The sequence below is a fragment of the Sphingosinicella microcystinivorans genome, from assembly GCF_027941835.1.
Lineage (GTDB): Bacteria > Pseudomonadota > Alphaproteobacteria > Sphingomonadales > Sphingomonadaceae > Sphingosinicella.
Window position 1 is genome coordinate 645144 of sequence record NZ_CP116005.1, and the last position, 17990, is coordinate 663133.

The 17990-nt window shown below is 63.4% G+C and carries 17 protein-coding genes and 1 pseudogene; 5 read left to right on the plus strand and 13 right to left on the minus strand.

Annotated elements, in window-relative coordinates; translation table 11 throughout:
• Positions 1-7: 7 nt before the first annotated feature.
• The 13 genes and pseudogenes from PE061_RS03020 to PE061_RS03080 all read right to left on the minus strand — a co-directional run bounded on the left by PE061_RS03020 (position 8) and on the right by PE061_RS03080 (position 12556).
• On the minus strand, positions 8-280 hold the full coding sequence (locus PE061_RS03020; protein WP_054666156.1) for a VirB3 family type IV secretion system protein: 273 nt from the start codon (positions 278-280) through the stop codon (positions 8-10).
• Entirely contained in the window at positions 277-669 is a 393-nt protein-coding gene (locus tag PE061_RS03025; RefSeq protein ID WP_054666159.1) for a TrbC/VirB2 family protein, read from the minus strand. The genes PE061_RS03020 and PE061_RS03025 overlap by 4 nt, the downstream gene beginning before the upstream one ends.
• The gene (trbB, locus tag PE061_RS03030) at positions 666-1721 is read right to left on the minus strand and encodes a P-type conjugative transfer ATPase TrbB (protein WP_054666162.1); all 1056 of its coding nucleotides are present in this window, start codon (positions 1719-1721) and stop codon (positions 666-668) included. The genes PE061_RS03025 and trbB overlap by 4 nt, the downstream gene beginning before the upstream one ends.
• Entirely contained in the window at positions 1718-2182 is a 465-nt protein-coding gene (locus PE061_RS03035) for a ribbon-helix-helix protein, CopG family (RefSeq protein WP_123676506.1), read from the minus strand. The genes trbB and PE061_RS03035 overlap by 4 nt, the downstream gene beginning before the upstream one ends.
• Complete coding sequence (locus PE061_RS03040) at positions 2179-4188, minus strand: conjugal transfer protein TraG (protein WP_054666165.1); 2010 nt, start codon at positions 4186-4188, stop codon at positions 2179-2181. Before PE061_RS03040 ends, PE061_RS03035 begins: the two co-directional genes overlap by 4 nt.
• Positions 4189-4430: 242 nt before the next feature.
• Entirely contained in the window at positions 4431-4658 is a 228-nt protein-coding gene (locus tag PE061_RS03045; RefSeq protein ID WP_054666167.1) for an EexN family lipoprotein, read from the minus strand.
• Positions 4659-4671: 13 nt separating this feature from the next.
• The gene (locus PE061_RS03050; RefSeq protein ID WP_054666170.1) at positions 4672-5598 is read right to left on the minus strand and encodes a LysR substrate-binding domain-containing protein; all 927 of its coding nucleotides are present in this window, start codon (positions 5596-5598) and stop codon (positions 4672-4674) included.
• 191 nt (positions 5599-5789) lie between these two features.
• Entirely contained in the window at positions 5790-7817 is a 2028-nt protein-coding gene (locus PE061_RS03055) for an esterase/lipase family protein (RefSeq protein WP_123676507.1), read from the minus strand.
• Between the two features lie 73 nt (positions 7818-7890).
• Positions 7891-8841 (minus strand): annotated as a pseudogene (locus PE061_RS03060) (bifunctional enoyl-CoA hydratase/phosphate acetyltransferase); the annotation flags it as partial.
• Between the two features lie 16 nt (positions 8842-8857).
• Entirely contained in the window at positions 8858-9421 is a 564-nt protein-coding gene (locus tag PE061_RS03065) for a universal stress protein (protein WP_082394023.1), read from the minus strand.
• Positions 9422-9489: 68 nt separating this feature from the next.
• A complete protein-coding gene (gene phbB, locus PE061_RS03070; RefSeq protein ID WP_054666176.1) occupies positions 9490-10236 on the minus strand; it encodes an acetoacetyl-CoA reductase in 747 nt (248 codons plus the stop codon).
• Positions 10237-10246: 10 nt separating this feature from the next.
• Positions 10247-10690, minus strand: coding sequence for a phasin family protein (locus tag PE061_RS03075; protein WP_054666179.1), 444 nt, complete (start codon positions 10688-10690; stop codon positions 10247-10249).
• 108 nt (positions 10691-10798) lie between these two features.
• Positions 10799-12556, minus strand: coding sequence for a PHA/PHB synthase family protein (locus tag PE061_RS03080; protein WP_123676508.1), 1758 nt, complete (start codon positions 12554-12556; stop codon positions 10799-10801).
• 322 nt (positions 12557-12878) lie between these two features.
• On the opposite strand from PE061_RS03080, the gene PE061_RS03085 reads away from it, so the two are divergent.
• The 5 genes from PE061_RS03085 to PE061_RS03105 all read left to right on the plus strand — a co-directional run bounded on the left by PE061_RS03085 (position 12879) and on the right by PE061_RS03105 (position 17986).
• Positions 12879-13487: a TetR/AcrR family transcriptional regulator gene (locus PE061_RS03085; protein ID WP_054666182.1), complete on the plus strand. Its 609-nt coding sequence runs from the start codon at positions 12879-12881 to the stop codon at positions 13485-13487.
• A 68-nt stretch (positions 13488-13555) separates the two neighbouring features.
• The gene (locus PE061_RS03090; protein WP_054668692.1) at positions 13556-13975 is read left to right on the plus strand and encodes a hypothetical protein; all 420 of its coding nucleotides are present in this window, start codon (positions 13556-13558) and stop codon (positions 13973-13975) included.
• 27 nt (positions 13976-14002) lie between these two features.
• The gene (gene hlyD, locus PE061_RS03095) at positions 14003-15043 is read left to right on the plus strand and encodes a secretion protein HlyD (protein ID WP_123676509.1); all 1041 of its coding nucleotides are present in this window, start codon (positions 14003-14005) and stop codon (positions 15041-15043) included.
• A 1-nt stretch (position 15044) separates the two neighbouring features.
• Positions 15045-16820, plus strand: coding sequence for an ATP-binding cassette domain-containing protein (locus tag PE061_RS03100; protein WP_123676510.1), 1776 nt, complete (start codon positions 15045-15047; stop codon positions 16818-16820).
• Positions 16817-17986, plus strand: a complete 1170-nt coding sequence (locus PE061_RS03105) for an ABC transporter permease (RefSeq protein ID WP_123676511.1) — start codon at positions 16817-16819, stop codon at positions 17984-17986. Before PE061_RS03100 ends, PE061_RS03105 begins: the two co-directional genes overlap by 4 nt.
• Positions 17987-17990: the final 4 nt, after the last annotated feature.

The window sequence follows — 17990 nt, forward strand, 5'->3', positions numbered from 1 at the left end:
CCTCCCCTCACACGTCCAGCAGCGGGCGGTACTTGATGTGCCGGGCAAAGACCTGCATGAACTGCGGATCAACGCGCGCACCCCACACCGCCAGCGAATGGCCGACGATCCAGAGCACAACACCCGGAATCCACAGTTGCAGGCCCAGGCCGACGGCAGCGGCCAGCGTGCCGTTGGCAATCGCCACGGTGCGCGGCGCACCGCCCAGCAGGATCGGCTCGGTCAGCGAGCGATGCAGCGGCACCTCGAAGCCGTCCGCGAAGGTGTCCAGGGCACTCATACGACCGCCCCGCCGGAGAAGCTGAAGAACGACAGGAAGAAGCTCGACGCGGCGAACGCGATGGACAGGCCGAACACGATCTGGATCAGCTTGCGAAAGCCGCCCGAGGTATCGCCGAAGGCCAGCGCCAGGCCCGTGGCGATGATGATGATGACCGCGACGATGCGCGCCACCGGACCCTGGATGGATTCGAGGATGGATTGCAGCGGGCCTTCCCACGGCATCGAGGAACCGGCGGCCTGCGCCGTTCCGGCCAGGAACAGCAGCAGCGCGGCCAGCAGCAGCCCTTGCCCCGCAGGGCGTGCCAGGCTGCGCAGCCGTGCCAGGCCGGTCAGATGAGAAAGCGGATTTACGGAAATACGGAAAGCAGGAACGTGCATCTGCGTCATGGCAGTTCTCCAAGGTGGTTGAGGGACGGGGAAGAAAAGTCGGACTGCGATGGCAGCTCGGGAAACGGCATATCCATCGCGTCCGCCAGTTGGTAGCCCACGCCGTCAAAGCCGACGACGCGGGCAATGCTTTCGACGTGGCGATTGCGGCCACGGCCAGCGATGTGGATCACCACATTGACCGCCTCGGCGATCAGCGCACGGGGCGGATTCACCGCCACTTCGAGAATCAGTTGCTCCAGGCGCAGCAGCGCACCCAGCGCGGAGCCGGCATGGATCGTGGCGATGCCGCCGGGATGACCTGTGCCCCACACCTTGATGAGATCCAACGCCTCGGCGCCGCGCACTTCGCCAACGACGACGCGATCCGGGCGCAGGCGCATCGAGGAACGCACCAGCTCGGTCATCGACACCACGCCTGCGCGGGTGCGCAGCGGAACGTGGTCGCGCGCCGCGCATTGCAGCTCCACCGTGTCTTCGAGCACCAGCACGCGGTCGCCCGTGGCGGCGATCTCGGCCAGCAGCGCATTGGCGAGCGTGGTCTTGCCGCTGCTGGTGGCCCCGGCGATCAGGATGTTCTGGCGCTCGCGCACGGCGCGAACGAGAAAGCCCGCCTGGGCGCTGGTCATCATCCCGTCGATGACGTACCGCTCCAGCGGGATCACGCCGATGGCGCGCTTGCGCAACGCGAAGGCAGGCCCCGGCGCGGCGGGCGGCAAGATGCCCTCGAAGCGCTCGCCGGTTTCGGGCAGCTCGGCCGACAGCAGCGGCTGGCCGCGATGCACTTCCGCGCCGACGTGGGCTGCCACCAGCCGGATGATGCGTTCACCGTCCGCTTCGGACATCTCCACGCCCATCGGCGCACGGCCTGATGAAAGCCGATCCACCCATAGCGTCCGGTCGGGATTCAGCATGACTTCAACCACGTCCGGGTCTTCGAGCGCGGCGGCGATCAGCGGCCCCATCGCCGTGCGCAGCATCTGGATACGGCGATCCATCGAAGTCGCAGCGGACGAACGTGGTTCGGGCGGGATTTTCGGCACCGCGCTCATGACGCGCGCTCCTGCGCTTGCGTGGCCGCCGCCGCGTCCTCCATTCGCATCGGGTCGGGATGCAGTTCCTCCACCACGTCGCGCACCAGGCTGCGGCCCCGCAGCAGGTGGCGGCCAAGCTGCTCGGTGAACTGCTCGAAGCGCGCTTTGCCCTGCGCGCGTGCCGCGTCTTGGTGCGCCTCGGGAACCGGCGTGCTCACGGTCAGGTAGTAGCGGATGAACAGAGCCAGCGTCTCGATGGCGATGTTCTGGTCGCGCTCCATGCGCTCGGCCTGGCGCGACAGACGATCCAGCCGCTTGGCAATCGCCGCTTCGCGCTGGTCGGCCGCATCGGGCGACAGCCACGATGCGAGCGCCGCCGCGACGATGGACGACTTGGACACGCCTTTCTTGGCGGCCAGCTCGTCCAGGCGCTTGGCGTGCTCGTTCTGGATGAACAGATTGAGGCGGTATTGGCTCATAGGTCGATTCCGTCGTTGGGGTTCAGCGATGCCAGCCGGGCCGTGCGCTGCATGGCCGGATCGAGCTGGCGAGGAAGTGGAAGCGGAAGGTCGTCGTCGTCATCGAGCAGCCCAAGGTCGGCCACGGGCGCGGCCAGCCCGGGGTCGTAGGCGACGGCCTCAGTTAGCTCGGGCTGACGGCGTGGGCCGCCGTCGTCGGCCGAACCCAAGTTCTCCAGGCCATCGGCAGATGCCGTGGCAGACGCTGCGGGCACCGACGGAATCGCCAGCCCGCTCCAGTCGTCGGGCCGAGACGGCGGCGTGTCTGCGTACAGCCCGTCCGCCAGCGTGGGCGGGGGCAGCACGCGCCGCTTGAAATTGGCGTCCGCGTAATAGCGCAGCTTTTTGGCCTTGATCGGCGCCACACTGGAGACCATCACCACCGCTTCATCGGGTGGCAGTTGCATGACTTCGCCCGGCGTCAGCAGCGGACGGGCCGTTTCCTGGCGCGACACCATGAGGTGCCCCAGCCACGGCGCCAGCCGGTGGCCGGCGTAGTTGCGCTGCGCGCGCAGTTCGGTCGCGGTGCCCAGCGTCTCGGAAATCCGTTTGGCGGTACGTTCGTCGTTCGTGGCGAACGTCACGCGCACATGGCAGTTGTCGAGGATCGAATGGTTCTGCCCATACGCCTTGTCGATCTGGTTGAGCGACTGCGCGATGAGGAAACTGCGGATGCCGTAGCCGGCCATGAAGGCCAGCGCCGTCTCGAAGAAATCGAGCCGCCCGAGTGCCGGAAACTCGTCGAGCATCAGCAACAGCTTGTGGCGACGCTCGATGCCGTCGGAGCCATCGAGTGATTCCGTGAGCCGCCGCCCGATCTGGTTGAGGATCAGGCGAATGAGCGGCTTCGTCCGCGAAATGTCCGAAGGCGGAACCACCAGATACAACGACACCGGATGCTCGGCGGCGATCAGGTCGGCGATGCGCCAGTCACAGCGCGATGTGACTTCGGCCACCGTGGGATCGCGGTACAGGCCGAGGAACGACATGGCGGTGCTCAACACGCCGGAACGCTCGTTCTCCGACTTGTTGAGCACTTCGCGCGCAGCCGAGGCCACGACCGGATGCGTCCCATCGCCGAGATGCGGCGTGGTCATCATCCGATGCAAGGTCAGCTCGAATGGGCTGGCTGGATCGGAGAGGAAGTTGGCGACGCCGCGCAGCGTCTTGTCCTCGCCCGCGTAGAGCACATGCAGGATGGCGCCGACCAGCAGCGCGTGCGAGGTTTTTTCCCAATGGTTGCGCTTCTCCAGCGCGCCTTCGGGATCGACCAGGATGTCCGCGATGTTCTGCACGTCGCGCACTTCGTGCGCGCCGCGCCGCACCTCCAGCAGCGGGTTGTAGGCCGCCGACTGCGCATCGGTCGGGTTGAACAGCAGGCAATGCGAGAAGCGCGAGCGCCAGCCTGCGGTGATGCTCCAGTTCTCGCCCTTGATGTCGTGGATGACGGCCGATGCTAGCCAGCTCAACAAAGTGGGCACCACCAGGCCCACGCCCTTGCCCGAGCGCGTAGGCGCGAAGGTCAGGACGTGTTCCGGACCTTCATGCCGCAGGTACTGGCGGTCGTGCTGGCCGAGGAACACGCCGGCCGGCTGCGTGAGGCCCGCCTTGCGAATGTCCTGCGCGTTAGCCCAGCGCGCAGAGCCGTAGGTGGTGACGAGGCGCGCTTGGCGCGAACGCCAGACCGACATGGCGATGGCAACGCCCACGGCGGCCATACCGCTGGCGCCCGCAATGGTGCCGCCAGTGTCGAAGACCTCCGGCGCATAGGCGCCGAAGAAGAACCACCACTCAAACAGCTTCCACGGGTGGTAGATCGACGTGCCAAGGAAGTCGAACCAGGGCGAGCCAAGGCGTACTTGATAGCCAAGGGCCGCTGCTGTCCATTGTGTGGCGCCCCACACGCCGGCGATCACGGTGCCGAATACGACGGCGATCTGACCGAACAGCACGTTCGTCCCTTGCATGACCTGGCCTCCGATTTCTCCTGCGCTGATTCCTTATGGAAATCGCGGCACAGGAACGTGCCGCAGGCGTCAGGATCGGTGCCGGGTCAGTGCCGGTCAAAGGCCGTTATGGCGGGGATTGAGGCTGAAAGAGCCAGATTTCGCGCGGAAGCGAAAGCAATAGAAACACCACAGACGCGAGCGCGTTACGGCGTGGTGAGGTATCAGCGAGAACTTCGTGCTGTGAAACGGCGGCAAGGAAGTTACTTGGATTTTTTCTCAGGCCGATCACCGAAGAAACGCCGGTTGGCGGCTTCCGCCGCACGCAAGCAGAGTTCGTCGCCGACCTTCGAGCGATCTTCCTTGCATTGGCGCTGAATCTCCTTGATGCGGTCGGGATTGGCGACGAGCGTGTCCACGGATTCCGAAGGTTGAGAGGGGCCACATGCAGTCAAGGTGGCGGCCAGCATCAGCAACATCACGTTGTTCACGGTTCCAATCCTTTCATCGGGTGGATCGGGGATTCCCGATACTGCTCAGAGGTTCTGCTGAATCAATGGAGGCTACCCGGTCGATGAATCGGGCCAACATCTCTGGAGCCTCCGTATCCCGACACAGTAGATAGGTCGTCAGCATTGGCGGTTTACCCGCCAACGGCCGAGCCACTACACCAAGCTCACGGCTGGACGCAACGTGTGCCGCTCCGGCCAAGCCCAAGGCCAGCCCGGCGGAAACCAAGGTCATCATGAGGTCAAAAGAGGCAACGTGCTGAACTATGAGCGGCTCCCGTTCGTACTTGCGCAAGATTCGATCGACCTGACGTGCATGCCCTTCGCAAATCGACGGGTCGCCCAGCACCAGCGGGTAGTGCAGAACCTCCTCCAGCGGAATCTGCTTGAAGGCCAGAACGGGATGGCGAGCTGGCACCGCCACCATCAACTCATCCTCCCAAGCAGGTGTGACCACGATGCCATCACCTACGTCTTCGGCCATCGAAAATCCTGCGTCGTATAGCTCATCGTGCAGACCCTTGATTTGCTGGGCCATCGAAACTTCAAATAACCGAACCTCGACCTCGGGGTCTTCTTCGCGGCACTGCGCAAGTAGCGCCGGCAAGCGGGATGGCGTGATGCCATCGGACAAGGCAATGCGCAATTGCCCGTGATAGCCATTGGAGGCAGACCTGACGCTATCGCGTGCTTGCTCCAGCGCAGCGAAGATGCGCGGTACGTGCTCCAACAGCAATCGACCCGCACGGGTCAATTGCGTGCTGCGGGTAGTACGAACGAACAGGCGCGCACCAAGGTCTTCCTCCAGCTCCTTGATGGTGCGAGATAGCGGCGATTGGTCGATGTGTAACCGTTCAGCAGCCCGAGCAAAATGAAGCTCTTCCGCGACTGCGGTAAAGCATCGAAGGTGGCGTAACTCCACTTCTGCCCTTCCTAGCGTTTCAGATCGTCCACGTCCCGTGGGATGCAGCCGGATGCTCCACGCATGTGAGAACACCAAGAACGCTGTCCTTCCAAACCGAAAATGCCCAAGGTGCGATGCAAGTGATTCAGCCAAGACTGCATAGTAAGTGATATATTACTTACTATGCTTCGGAAAATCAATGACTAAATTCACCGTTGGACTGGGCAGCTCCCTCCCCGGACGGAAGACGAATCAGCGGCTGTCAACCGATGCTTGGAAATATCTTCGCGCAGGATTCGCCGGATTTCGACGATGGATGCGGCGGTTTCCTGCACGCTGTGTCCGGACACGATGATTTTTTCCGACTCGGCGCCATCCAGATGCGCGCTTCGATAGGGAACCAAACCATCGTCCGATTCAGCGAGAGGACCGTTAGCCTGCCGCCTCGCAACGATCGAGTGATAAGCCACCTGATCCGAGATTGGAAGCTCGCTCGTAGCTTTGACGAAGGGGTCGTTTTCGTCGAGTTGGTCAATGCTGTTGGGGATGTTCTGCAAGATCGTGGCGTGTGCCGTGGTCTCCGCGCGCGCCGGGAAGGCGTCGCCGAGGGTTGACAGCAGCGTCAATGGCAAGCGGATCAATCCGGCAACCCAACGCCCAAGTCCTTGTCCGGCAACCACGGTTCCACGGTGCGGTGTGGCAACGAATACCACGCGATCAACACCTGGAAATGGCCGAAAGCGCAAAAGAGGGTCAAGTTGAGAGCGGGTGCTCCCAAGACGATCCAGATCGATCCTGGGGTCCGATGCGGCCCACTTCCACAGTTGCTGGTCAGCCGTGGAGACCATCAGCCGCGCCAGCATTCCTCCCATGCTGTGACCAATCAACACCAGCCCGTGGGAAGCCAAGGTTTCCTCATCAGGGTCGAAGTGATGCAAAGCGGCCGCCAGAACTTGGCGGATTGCTGCATGACTGGCTGGTACAGGCATATTCGTGGGGTAATAGACCTCCCACACTTGGAATTCGCATCGCAGCTCTTCATCGGCCAGAAGCTCATTGGCAACGTTGACCCATGCTTCGGGGCTGCTCGCCAATCCATGCATCATCACGATGATGCGCCGCCGCGGGTCGAACGGCTGCATCAGATACAGATGCGGGTGATCGATGCCACGCTCACGCCCAAACAACCCTCGCACGGATTGCTGGTTGAACCCCGAACGCGCCAACCACAAGCCGTAGCCAGCCGTAAAGTTACCAGCCAGCGGAACGCGTTGGCCGTGGAGTTGCAAATAGTCCTGGACCAGGGGGTCATACACACCGACGATGAGTTCATGCGAGGCAAGCAGCTCATCGACGGTGAGTGCATCAAAGCGAAGCACTACCGTCACGTTGGGCGTTGGCATTTCGCTCCAGGCGGGAAATGTCCTCGGGCGCTCGTTGCCGGCGGGAGACCCGTCTGAGTCGTTCAGTGATATTGGCTCTGCATCCGTTACGGCCACCAATTCGGCACCCAAGCCATCCCTGCGATAGATGCCGCGCAGGCCTTGGAATGCCAGAACGTTCGCAGGCAGCAACTCGCGTGGCGTGGTCGCATCATTGGGCAGCCGGGCGTTCAAGTCGACTCGCAAAACCCAGTCACCCAAGCGGAATACCGCTTTGGCTCCGCCAGCATGCGCACGAAGTGCTTGGTGCTGTAGGCCAAACAATTGCGTGACCGTTTTTTGCACCGCGTAGTTGTACCAATCGCGCACCTGCGTCTGCCGCTCCTCAAACGCGCGCTCGCCGGGCGAGCGCCCAGTGAAAAAGAGATACGCGTAAGCGTGCCGAGCTGTCTCGATCCAAGCGGAAGTAGAAGCGGTGCGACTGTTTGGGACTGTTGTCGAGATCGACATGGCATGCTGCAGCCATAGTTCAGCCAGTGCCGACAACCTGGTTTCTCCATCCAAGTCCTTCATCATGGTCAACGCCTCGATACAAGTGAGCGAGGCGTTCGCTGCGCAGGCCCGTTCATCGAGCCCGGTAACGCGAATCGTCTGCACGGTCAGGGCGCTGAGTTTGCCTTTGCCGAGGAGATCGCCGCGTCGTAGGGCGACGTATTCATCCGGCGTCATCGCGCGTACAGCGACAGAAGGTTTGAATTCACTGACAACCGCGCAACCACCGAGCGCAAACGCGGCAGCGATCACGATCAACCATCGCCAGAAAAATGCAAGGATCACGTGGATTACGTGGATCATGACCGGGAGCTGCGTACCAGCATCGCAGAATCAACACCTGAAGCGAGCGCGACATTACCCGTGAAATTGCATTTCATACGCGGTTCTCTTTGCCCTGAACAAGAGCACGCTGACGATGCGCCAAGATCAGCGCAATGGCGCATGAGGCTATTCGCGTGCGGCGCGAGTCCGCGCGACTGGTGAGCACAATCGGCACACGCGCGCCCATCACGATCCCCGCACTGTCGGCTTGGCCCATGTATTCCAGTTGCTTGGTCAGCATGTTGCCGCTTTCCAGGTCGGGAACGACCAAGATGTCAGCTTGCCCGGCCACGTTCGACTTGATGCCCTTGACGCGCGCGGCATCGGGAGAGACGGCGTTATCAAAGGCCAGCGGCCCGTCGAGCACACCTCCGGCAATCTGGCCGCGATCGGCCATCTTGCACAGTGCCGCTGCGTCCAGGGTCGAAAGCATGCGCGGGTTGACGGTCTCGACCGCCGCCAGGATCGCTACCTTGGGCTCGGCAATGCCGATGGCGTGCGCCAAGTCGATGGCGTTGCGCACGATGTCGGCCTTGATTTCGAGCGTTGGAGCGATGTTGATGGCGGCGTCGGTGATGATGAAGGGCCGTGGGTAGCTGGCCGTCTGCATGATGTAGCAGTGCGTCAATCGGCGCTCGGTGCGCAGGCAGGCTTCGGGCGCCAGGATGGCACCCAGGTACTCGTCGCTGTGCAAGCTGCCTTTCATCAGTGCCTGCACCTCGCCCTTGCCAGCCAGCCGGGCGGCGATGGCCGCTGCAGCGTGGCTGTGCGGCACATCGACGACCTCGCTGTCTCCCAGTTCCAACCCCGTGTCGGCCGCAACGGCACGCAGCTTGCCGAGCGGCGCCACCAATACTGGCGTGATGACGCCGGCATCGCGCGCGTCCAAGGCACCGCCCAAGCTGAGCGCGTCACAAGGGTGCACCACCGCAGTGCGAACCGGGGCCAAGGTTTTGACATGGGCGATAAGACGCTCGACACCACTTGGAGGATCGGCGCGAACGCCCTCAGGGGCTTGTTCATTCATGTGGTTTTTTTAGCTTGTTTGCGCGAGTTGGATGCCGGCGTTGCGTACCGGCGTTGTCGCTGGCCTCGACTGGCGTCCGTGCGGCTGAGCGTGTCTGGTCACCATCTCGGCTCGACTGGCGCACCAGCATTACCGGAACTGGTGCGATGCGCGCCACTTGCTCTGCATCGCTGCCCAGCAGCAGCCGGTTCATGCCGCGACGCCCATGGGTGCCCAGGATGACCAAGTCGCAATCGCTCACCTCGGCCTGCTGTGCGATCTGTTCCGACACGCGTGCGGTGCCGCTTTCAAGCAGCACCGTCTCTGTGGCAATTCCGTTCCGACGAAGCCGACTCGCAGCTTCATCCAGCAACGCCTGGCCGGCTTCGAGGAAGCGTGGGCGGACATCCTTGATGTAGACCTCGGGACGCTCGAAGCCCGTACTATGCCGGGTTGGTTCGACGACATGCAGCAAGATCACGGTGGCGCCGCTCAGGCGTGCCAGTTCTGCCGCATGATCGAGGGCCAGGAAGGATGTGGAACTACCGTCCAGCGGCACCAGAAATCGGGAATACATGGAACTCCTCCAGGAGTTGGTGACTGCCGCGTCGGAAACCGCCCGCGAGGGCCGCGGGTTCTCCCAACTCATGACATGTGCTGGCCACCGTTCATCGCCACGTTGCTGCCCGTCATGAAGGCGGCAGCCTCACTGGCGATGAAGGCCACCAGCGCCGCGATCTCGTCCGGATGACCGAGGCGGCCGACTGGAATCGCATCGATGATCTTCTGGCGCACATCCTCACGCACCGCCATCACCATCTCGGTGGCCAGGTAGCCCGGCGAGACGGTGTTGACCGTCACGCCCTTGCGCGCCACCTCCTGCGCCAGCGCCTTGGTGAAGCCGTGCACGCCGGCCTTGGCCGCCGAGTAATTGGTCTGGCCGAACTGGCCCTTGCTGCCGTTGATCGACGAGATATTGATGATGCGTCCCCAGCCAAGCTCCACCATCGGGTCGATGAACGGCTTGGTGACGTTGAACATGGAGTCCAGGTTGGTGCGCAGCACGGCGTCCCAGCCGGATTTGTCCATCTTGCGCAAGGTCGCGTCACGGGTGATGCCGGCGTTGTTCACCAGGATGTCAACGTGGTAGCCGTCCGCCTGAATCTGACGCGCCAAAGCCTGGGTCGATTCCCAGTCGCCGACATCGACGCCGTAGGCCACGAACCGGTAGCCTTTGGTGTCCTGCGCGTCGAGCCAGGCAGCGACCTTATCGTTGCCGGGCGTGTGCGTGATGATGACGCGGTGGCCCGCGTCGTCCAGGGCGCGGGCAATGGCCGCGCCAAGACCGCGATTGCCGCCAGTGACCAGGGCGGTTCGTCCGGAACTGCTCATGTGCACCTCCTTACTTTTTGGCCTTGCCCTGAGGCGCGGCGCCTGGCGCGCTCCAGGGCTGCGTCCATTGCTGACAAAACTGCGCGAAAGAGGCTGTGCCACCGCTGGCGCCGAATACTTCGGAGACGGATGCCTGCCAGGTCGTCAGCGCCTCGCGCAGGCCATCAGCGAATGCCGCCTGGCTCTTGGCAGCAGCCTGGCCGACCGCCTGTGTATCGCCCATACGGCCCTGACACAATCGCCAGAACACCTCGGATGGCAAGGTGGCAAGCGCCTGCCAGTCCGCCGCCTGTTGGAGGTTCTGGATGCGCGAGGTGGTCTCCAGCACGCCGCCAGCACTGAGCTGTTGCATGGCTTCGAACCAGTGGTGGCCGCTTTCTTGCAGCAAGCGAGTGATCTGAAGCTGCAACTCGGCATTGGCCTTGTAGAGTTGGATGGGCAGTTCGTTGTTCATTTCAATTCTCCACGGTGGTGATGTGCCCCTCTGGGGCGGGTGTGGGCCATGCCTGCGCAACGACCCGATGAAAGTTGAGTGATGTGTTCGTGGACGCGTTTTGCCATGTCATCGCATGGCCACATAGGTTCCCGGCGCATCGCCAAGCGGTGGTTGCGTCCCGCCCATGGCAGGCGGAGCGACGCGCCCGGCCGAGCGCCCGGCCAACCATTGCTGCCATGCCGGCCACCAGGAGCCTTCGTTCAGCGGGGTCTCGGCACGCCACAATTGCGGATCGATATAGCGATCGCCAGCGGCACGGGTCGCAATCTGGAAGCTGCGCCGGGGGTGCCCTGGCTCGCTGACGACGCCGGCGTTGTGCCCGCCGCTGGTCAGCACGAAGGTCAGCTCCGCATCACTGAGCAGATGCATCTTGTACACGGATGGCCAGGGAGCGACGTGATCGCGCACCGTGCCGACGATGAACATGGGCACCTCGATGTCGGCCAGCGCCACGGGTCTCCCGCCGACGCGGTAGCGCCCCTCGGCCAGGTCGTTGTCCAGATACAAGCGCCGCAGGTACTCGCTGTGCATGCGGTACGGCATGCGGGTCACGTCGGCATTCCAGGCCATCAGGTCATTGAAGGTCTGGCGCTCACCCAACAGGTATTCACGCACCCGTCGCGACCAGATCAGGTCGCGCGAGTTGAGCATCTGGAACGCGCCGGCCATCTGCCTGCCGTCGAGATAGCCCTTGTCCCACATACCGGCTTCAAGCCAGGCCAGTTGACTGTCGTCGATGAAGAGCGCGATCTCGCCCGATTCGCGGAAATCGATCTCCGACGCCAACAGCGTCAGGCTTTGCAGCCGCTCGTCGCCATCGCGCGCCATCGCGGCGGCGGCGATCGTGAGCAAGGTGCCGCCCAGGCAATAGCCCACTGCTTGCACTTTGCGCTCGGGCACGATGGCCGTGACCGCATCCAACGCGTCCATGACCCCCAGCCAGCGGTAATCCTCCAGACCGAGGTCGCGATCGGCCGCCGTCGGGTTCTTCCATGAAAGGATGAACACCGTGTGCCCCTGATCGACCAGGTACTTCACCATCGAGTTGTGCGGCGACAGGTCGAGGATGTAGTACTTCATGATCCAGGACGGCACGATCAGTACCGGCTCCGCATGCACATCCGGCGTCGTGGGTGAGTACTGAATCAACTCGATCAGGTGGTTTCGAAACACCACCTTGCCTGGAGTGATCGCCACGTCCTTGCCCACCTCGAACCCTTCGACCCCTGCTGGCGCATCGTCGAGCGCGAGGCGTCGCGCATCGTCAAGGAAGTTCACGGCGCCGCGCCACAGGTTTGCGCCACCGCTTTGCGTGATGGCGTGCAGCACCTCGGGGTTGGTCCAGATGAAATTCGAAGGCGACCACATGTCCAGCCACTGCCGCCCAGCGAACGTGACCATGTTCTCGTGATGGCGCGACACGCCACGCACGCCCGTGGTGGCGTTGTGCCACCACTGCTGCTGGAGCAAAAAACCCTGGTGAATCACGTTGAAGGGCCACTGCTGCCAAGCCGGGGCGGCAAAGCGCCGATCCTGCTCCAGGGGCTCGATGCAGGTCGGGCAATCGTGCGCGCTGGCAACACGCAAGGCATAGCGCGCAAGGCGTTGCTGTTTGTGCAAGCCCTTTTCGATCAAGCTGCGTTGCTTGCCTGGCGAAAGGCTCAGGTGCAGCGCCCAGTCGTACCAAGCCAGCAGGCCGGCCGCCGGTGACAACCCCCCCGTGCTGCGCGCCCGCCAAGCATTCGCAAGCGTATCCAGGGCGTCAGGGCGACAGGCTTCGGGCTGCGTCAGATCGGCCCTGCCATGTATTGCGACGTTGCTCATTTCCAGCCTTTCATTTAGCGAGTAACATATTACTATCTTATCGCTCGCAGGAAAAGTTGCAAGCCTTCCGCAGGGGCGCAAAGTTTTTTCAGCCTTCACAAACGCAATCACTGCCGCAGCTGAAGCTCCAGGCCCAACGATCACGCATCTTCCGATCTGCCTGATATGGGATCCAGCTTCTTGAGTTGCATCAAGTTGACCGATCCGCTCTCCGTATGAAAGGCCCGCAGTTCTGTCTCATCCGACAAGTTTCCGATCTTGCGTCATGGTCATTTTACGTGTTACGATAGTAATAGATCACTTACTACATGGAGTCTGAATCGTGAGCCAACGCCCCCAGTACCTGTCCGCCGAAGATCGGCGCGCGGCCACAGTGCAAGCCGTGGTTGATCTGGCAGCCGAGCAAAACCCGGCCGAGATCACGACCACGGCGATTGCCGACCGAATGGGCTTGACGCAGGGCGCGTTGTTTCGTCACTTCCCCAACAAGGAAGCCATCGTGGAAGCCACGATGTCCTGGGTCGGCGAACGCCTTCTGGTCAGCGTGGACAAGGCGGCCGAAGGCGCCGCATCTCCTGGCGCGGCGCTCGAAGCCATGTTCATGACGCACATCGACTTCGTGTCCAAGCACCCGGGCGTGCCACGCATGCTGTTCGGAGAGTTGCAGCGCTCTGGCGAGACGCTCGCCAAGCGCATGGTGCAAACCCTGATCCGCCAGTACGAGCAGCGCCTGCGCCGCCTGATGGAAGCGGGCAAGGCGCAGGGCGAGCTGGATGCGGATCTGGACGTGGATGCCGCCGCCGTGCTGTTCATCGGCACGATCCAGGGGCTGGTCATGCAGTCCCTGCTGGCCGGCAAGGTCAGTCGGATTCGTCGCGATGCGCCCGCCGTGTTCGCCATCTATCGCCGTGGCATCGAAAGCGGCACATGAAGCACCCGTCCAGTCCTCAAACGGCACGACGATCCAGCAAACCCTCCGAAGAACCGGGAGCAATGAACATGACAGCACACAACGGGCGCGGCATCTGGATGCGTGTGATCGCCCTGATTGCCATCGGTTTTGGCCTGATGACCATCCGGGAAGGCGGCGCCGTCCTGTTTTATGACGGTGCAGGGCGTGACGCGGCCGGAAGCTATGTGCCCTTCGTGCTTTGGTTCAACTTTCTGGCCGGGTTCGCCTACGTCATCGCTGGCGTCGGGTTGTGGATGCGTCGGCGCTGGGCCACATGGCTGGCCATGGCCATCGCAGTTGCGACGGCACTCGTATTCCTGGCCTTCGGAGTGCATGTGGCGCTCGGCGGCGCCTGGGAGCGGCGCACGGTCATTGCCATGACGCTGCGCACGCTGGTGTGGGTCGGCATCGCGGCCATTGCTTGGCGTCGATCAACGGCGAATGCACCGGCCACGCGCGAGCAGTGAGCATCTTTTTTTAGTGGAAACCCATCCATGACAACTCCGAACCTCTCTACAAAAAAAACCCGTTGGGTCGTGATCATTGTTGCCCTGCTCGTTCTTGGCGGTGCACTGGCGTTCTGGTTCACGCGCGGCCATGACAATCAAGATGCATTGCGCCTCTACGGCAACGTCGACATCCGCGAGGTTCAATTGGCTTTCCGCCAGCCCGGGCGCGTCACGCAGATGGCTTTTGACGAGGGTGATTCCGTCACTGCCGGCGCGCGCCTGGCCACGCTCGACGCGCAGCCATATCAAGACGCCCTTGCAGCCGCACAAGCCCAGGTACAGGTGGCGCAGGCGGAGCTGACCAAGCTGCGCCGCGGCCTGCGACCTCAGGAAATCACCCAGGCACGCGAGGCGCTTAAGAAAGCGCAGGCGCTCGCCCTCGATGCCGAGCGCAACTTTCAGCGCCAGAGCAGCCTGTTGGCGTCGGGTGCAAGCAGCCAGCGCACGGTCGATGCTGCCCGCACCGCAAGAGATCAGTCGGTTGCGGGCGTCGAATCAGCCAAGGCCGCCCTGTCGCAAGCATCCGAAGGCTTTCGCAAGGAAGACATTGCCGCAGCAGAGGCTCGCCTTGCAGCGGCGCAGGCAGCCGCAGCGCAAGCCACTACATCTCTGGCGGACACTGAACTCATGGCACCCAGCGATGGAACCATCATCGCGCGGGTGCGTGAACCCGGCAGCATGGTGGCCAGCCAGAGTGCGGTCTACAGCCTGAGCCTGGACAAGCCCGTGTACGTGCGCGCCTACGTGGGCGAGCGGGATCTGGGCCGCATCGCACCGGGCACGGCGGTGCACGTCAAGAGCGATTCCGGGGAAAAGATCTATCGCGGCCAGATCGGTTTCATCTCGCCGCGCGCCGAATTCACGCCCAAGACAGTGGAGACGACGGACTTGCGCACGGATCTGGTGTATCGCCTGCGCATCGTCATTGACGAGGCCGACAGCGACGCCGCCTTGCGTCAGGGTATGCCGGTGACGATCGCGGTCGATGCCAAACCAGCCTCCAGCACGCGCGTGGGAGAACGTTGAGATGCAGGCAAACGCAGCCATGACTGCCACGCCGACGAGCGCGAGCGCCGATGTCGCCGCCGTCGTTATCGAAGGCGTGGACAAGCATTTCGGCAAGGTGCAGGCCCTGCGGAACTTGAGCGCGCACATCCACTATGGGCGGCTGACGGGTCTGGTCGGCCCGGACGGAGCCGGCAAGACGACGCTGATGCGGATTCTGACCGGCCTGCTGGTGCCCAATGCCGGCCGCGTCACCCTGGCCGGCTATGACGTGGTCAAGGACAACGACGCCATTCACGTGGCCAGCGGCTACATGCCACAGCGCTTCGGCCTGTACGAAGACCTGTCGGTGATGGAGAACATGCGCCTGTATGCGCAGCTGCGCGGCATGGATGCGGATCGCAATGCCGATCTATTTGCCGAGTTGCTGGACTTCACGCGGCTGGGACCTTTTACGAAGCGCTTGGCCGGCAAGCTCTCCGGCGGCATGAAGCAGAAGCTTGGCCTGGCCTGTGCGCTCATGGCGCGGCCCAAGGTGCTGCTGCTGGACGAGCCCGGCGTGGGCGTTGACCCGGTCAGCCGCCAGGATTTGTGGCGCATGGTGCAGGCACTGACCGATGAGGGCATGGCCGTGGTCTGGTCTACCGCCTATCTGGACGAGGCCGAGCGCTGCGAGAGCGTGCTGTTGCTGAACCAGGGGCAGCTCTTGTTCGATGGCCCGCCGCAAGCACTGACCGCGCAGCTCGAAGGCCGCAGCTTCCGCCTGGAAAACGTCGGCGCCGAGCGCCGGGCGGTTCTGACCGAGGCACTCGATCTGGAGAGCGTGAGCGATGGCGTGATCCAGGGCGCCGGCGTGCGCGTGGTACTGCGCGAGGGTGCGCAGGCAAGCCAAATCCAGTCGCTGGCTGATCGTGCCCAAGTGCAGCTGGCCCGGGTGCCCGCGCGCTTCGAAGACGCCTTCATCGATCTCCTCGGTGGCGGCCCCGGCGGCACTTCGACACTGGCCGAACGCCTGTCACCGGTCGAACTGGGCTCGGACATTGCCGTCTCCTGCCGCAATCTCACCAAGCGCTTCGGCGAGTTCACCGCCACCGACCAGGTCAGCTTCGAGGTGCGCAAAGGCGAAATCTTCGGTCTGCTCGGCCCCAATGGCGCCGGCAAGTCCACCACCTTCAAGATGCTGTGCGGCCTGTTGAAACCCACTGCGGGCGAGGCGCACGTGGTGGGGCACGATCTGCGCCGCGCCACCGGCGCGGCCAAGAGCCGGCTCGGCTACATGGCGCAGAAATTCTCGCTCTACGGCCTGCTGTCGGTGCAGCAGAACCTGGAGTTCTCGGCCGGCGTCTACGGGTTGGAGGGCAACACCCGGCGCGAGCGCATCGGGGAAATGATCGAAACCTTCGATCTGGGCGACTGGTTGTCCGCCACGCCAGATTCCCTGCCGCTGGGGCACAAACAGCGCCTGGCGCTGGCCTGCTCGCTCATGCATCGGCCTCCCGTGTTGTTCCTGGATGAGCCTACTTCGGGCGTGGATCCGATCACCCGGCGCGAATTCTGGACCCACATCAACGGCCTGGCGCGCAAGGGCGTGACCATCATGGTCACCACCCACTTCATGGACGAGGCCGAATACTGCGACCGCGTCGCCATGCTCTCTCGCGCGCGCCTGATCGCGCTCGACACGCCCGATGCGCTCAAGCGTGCCGCCGCGAATGCCGAACATCCCGACCCGACCATGGAGGACGCCTTCATTCACCTGGTGGAGTCTGCCGACCGTGAGATGGAGGTTGCCGCATGAACGTCGTTGAGAAACACAAGGACGGCGCTGGCCCGATGCAGGGCGACTTGCGCCGTTTTGACCTGCGGCGCCTGGTGGCCTTGGTCACCAAGGAAAGTTATCAGGCGTTGCGTGACCCATCCACTTTGTTGATCGCCTTCGTGCTGCCGGTGGTGTTGCTGCTGCTGTTTGCCTATGCAGTGTCGCTGGATGCGAAGGATGTTCGTGTCGGTGTCGTGCTGGAGTCGCCCGGTGCGGCAGCGCAGGAACTGGCGGCGGCGTTTTCCGGGACGCGCTTCCTCGATGTGCACTTCGCCCATGATCGCCGCGAAGTGGCCGAGCAGCTCGTCTCCGGTGCGCTGCGCGGCTACGTCGTCATTCCGCAGGATTTCGAACAACGCTTGGCCCAGCGCGGCAGCGAGCCGCTGGTGCAGATCGTCACCGATGGCTCCTACCCCAACACCGCCAACTATGTCGAAAACTACGCTCGCGGCGTGGTGCAGACGTGGCGCGCCGGGCTGGATGTCGCAGCACCCGCGCAGTCCGTCGTGCTGGAGCCGCGCTACTGGTTCAACCCCGAGCTGGAAAGCCGGCGCGCGCTGATTCCGGGCGCGATTGCCATCGTCATGACCATCATCGGCACCATGTTGACCGCGCTGGTGGTGGCGCGCGAATGGGAGCGCGGCACCATGGAGGCGGTGCTCTCCACGCCGGCCTCGGTGGCGGAGATATTGATCGGCAAGCTGCTGCCGTACTTCGTGCTCGGCATGCTGTCCACACTGGGCGCGGCCGCACTGGCCGTGTTCGTGTTCGGCGTCCCGATGCGTGGCTCGCTGGCGGCGTTGCTGCTTTTGTCCGCCGTGTTCATGGTGCCGGCGCTGGGCCAGGGTCTGCTGATCTCGTCCCTGGCGCGTAACCAGTTCCTGGCGGCGCAGATTGCGCTGTTCACGGGCTTTCTGCCGGCTTTCATGCTGTCGGGCTTTTTGTACGAGATCGATGCCATGCCGGCGCCGATCCGCGCCATCACCCGAGCGGTTCCGGCGCGCTACTTCGTCGACTCGCTCAAAACCGTGTTTCTCGCCGGCGACATCTGGGCCGTATTCCTGCCCAATCTGGCAGCCATGGCGGCGATCGGGGCTGTGTTCTTCATCATCGCCAAGCGCGCCACGCGCAAGAACCTGGAGTGAAGCC

Bases quoted from the DNA above. Each gene is read 5' to 3' on its own strand.
- PE061_RS03055 (WP_123676507.1), bottom strand. From the start codon at position 7,817: ATGATCCACGTAATCCACGTGATCCTTGCATTTTTCTGGCGATGGTTG.
- PE061_RS03040 (WP_054666165.1), bottom strand. From the start codon at position 4,188: ATGCAAGGGACGAACGTGCTGTTCGGTCAGATCGCCGTCGTATTCGGC.
- phbB (WP_054666176.1), bottom strand. From the start codon at position 10,236: ATGAGCAGTTCCGGACGAACCGCCCTGGTCACTGGCGGCAATCGCGGT.
- PE061_RS03080 (WP_123676508.1), bottom strand. From the start codon at position 12,556: ATGAGCAACGTCGCAATACATGGCAGGGCCGATCTGACGCAGCCCGAA.
- PE061_RS03075 (WP_054666179.1), bottom strand. From the start codon at position 10,690: ATGAACAACGAACTGCCCATCCAACTCTACAAGGCCAATGCCGAGTTG.
- trbB (WP_054666162.1), bottom strand. From the start codon at position 1,721: ATGAGCGCGGTGCCGAAAATCCCGCCCGAACCACGTTCGTCCGCTGCG.
- PE061_RS03020 (WP_054666156.1), bottom strand. From the start codon at position 280: ATGAGTGCCCTGGACACCTTCGCGGACGGCTTCGAGGTGCCGCTGCAT.
- hlyD (WP_123676509.1), top strand. From the start codon at position 14,003: ATGACAACTCCGAACCTCTCTACAAAAAAAACCCGTTGGGTCGTGATC.
- PE061_RS03065 (WP_082394023.1), bottom strand. From the start codon at position 9,421: ATGTATTCCCGATTTCTGGTGCCGCTGGACGGTAGTTCCACATCCTTC.
- PE061_RS03035 (WP_123676506.1), bottom strand. From the start codon at position 2,182: ATGAGCCAATACCGCCTCAATCTGTTCATCCAGAACGAGCACGCCAAG.
- PE061_RS03100 (WP_123676510.1), top strand. From the start codon at position 15,045: ATGCAGGCAAACGCAGCCATGACTGCCACGCCGACGAGCGCGAGCGCC.
- PE061_RS03025 (WP_054666159.1), bottom strand. From the start codon at position 669: ATGACGCAGATGCACGTTCCTGCTTTCCGTATTTCCGTAAATCCGCTT.
- PE061_RS03105 (WP_123676511.1), top strand. From the start codon at position 16,817: ATGAACGTCGTTGAGAAACACAAGGACGGCGCTGGCCCGATGCAGGGC.
- PE061_RS03090 (WP_054668692.1), top strand. From the start codon at position 13,556: ATGACAGCACACAACGGGCGCGGCATCTGGATGCGTGTGATCGCCCTG.